The following is a 1,564-nucleotide window of genomic DNA, read 5'->3' on the forward strand; positions in this document are numbered from 1 at the left end:
TTTTATACGAAAATGTTCCCCTTAAAGGCAAAAAAAGGGACGGACTACAGTTAGTTGCCAATAACAACCAAAATATGGTATTTACTTATGAGACCTCAGTTGGTTCAATCGTTACCTTGAAGCCTTGCGATTCAATTCTCTTGATCCAATAATCAACAACTCGCGACTGTTCTTGTAAGTAGTCCCATCCAAACTCTTGATACGTTATGTTATTTTTCAACATGTGATATATAATACGTAATATGAGATGAGCCGTGGCCATCGTAGCTTTTTTCTGGCCTCTTCGTTTCTGGACGCGATAAAAAAACGAAGAAAGCCGAGTGCCTTTGGATTTACTCGCGGCCCAAGCTGCCTGGCAAAGTACGGCTTTCAAGCTCCTGTTTCCCTTCGTGGTTCGGGAGCTTTTTTTCTTGCCCGCACTTTCGTTGTTCCCTGGACTTAAACCTCCCCATGATGAGAGATGTGCGTCTGATGGAAAACAAGACATATCGTACCCGATTTCTGCTAGGATGACCGCCGCTGCATCCTTTTGAATCCCGGGAACCGTGATGAGTCGTTCAACAATATCCAGATAGGGACTGAGTAGCCTGTCGACTTCTTTCTCGATTTCCCTAATTTGTTCTTCAATATACCTCAAGTGATCGAGGTGCATCCCGATTATTTTTCGATGATGAGCTCGAACTCGACCATTCAAAGCCTCTATAAGTTGCGGAACTTTTCTTTTTAGTGATGTTTTGACTAGATCTTTTACTTGGTCTGGCCTTAGCACCTCACCGTTGACGATCGATTCGAGTAAGGCTCTTCCAGATACACCGAATACATCACTCACATATGTTGTCAGCTTGATGTTGGCATCCTGCAAAATCTTGTGGATTCTGTTTTTTTCCGCCGTAGCGTTAGCGAGCAGCTTTCTGCGATAACGAGTGTAATCTCGTAGATCCCGTATATCTTCAGGAGGAACAAAGCTGGGAGTGATCAACCCACACCGGAGTAATTGAGCAATCCAAGCTGCATCTTTCACATCCGTTTTTCGACCTGGAACATTCTTAATTCTCTTTGCGTTGGCGAGTACCAATGTAAAGCTCCCTTCAAGAACGTTCCATACCGGCTTCCAGTATACACCTGTGCTTTCCATGGCGATATGTGTACACTCGTATTGATGGAGCCAATCATGAAGTTCAAGGAGTCCTTTAGTAGTTGTAGAAAAAGTCTTGGTTTCTTGTTTGGGTTTTCTGTCCAAAGGACCATACATGGCACAGGCTACCACCGTCTCTTGATGTACATCCAGTCCAGCACATCGTTCTAATATTGCATCCATCCCTATCACTTCCTTTGTAGAAAATGATGCAGGCCATGCACCCTGAAGCAGAGTATTTTTATACACGTACTCATGGTAACAATCGGCGGTGCTCGTAGGTGCAGTCGGTCGGTTTGGGACTCGGGGTTATTACCACCAAAAAAGTATCGGCCTGTGACCTGCTAATTTCATTATGAAGTCAGCAGGTTCACAGGCCAAGTACATTTTCATTCATCGTGGTGGCTGCCAAGCCATGGTAGTTTGGGA

Annotated in this window: 1 protein-coding gene; it reads right to left on the minus strand. The window is 44.4% G+C overall.

Going from position 1 to position 1,564, the window contains the following annotated elements; genetic code table 11:
• Positions 1 to 85: 85 nt before the first annotated feature.
• Positions 86 to 1,318 carry an IS110 family RNA-guided transposase gene (locus tag HMPREF0083_RS00815; RefSeq protein ID WP_040301021.1) on the minus strand — a complete coding sequence of 411 codons (1,233 nt, stop codon included), beginning with the start codon at positions 1,316 to 1,318 and terminating at the stop codon, positions 86 to 88.
• Between the last annotated feature and the right edge of the window lie 246 nt (positions 1,319 to 1,564).

Origin of the sequence: Aneurinibacillus aneurinilyticus ATCC 12856 (assembly GCF_000466385.1) — a bacterium.
Lineage (GTDB): Bacteria > Bacillota > Bacilli > Aneurinibacillales > Aneurinibacillaceae > Aneurinibacillus > Aneurinibacillus aneurinilyticus.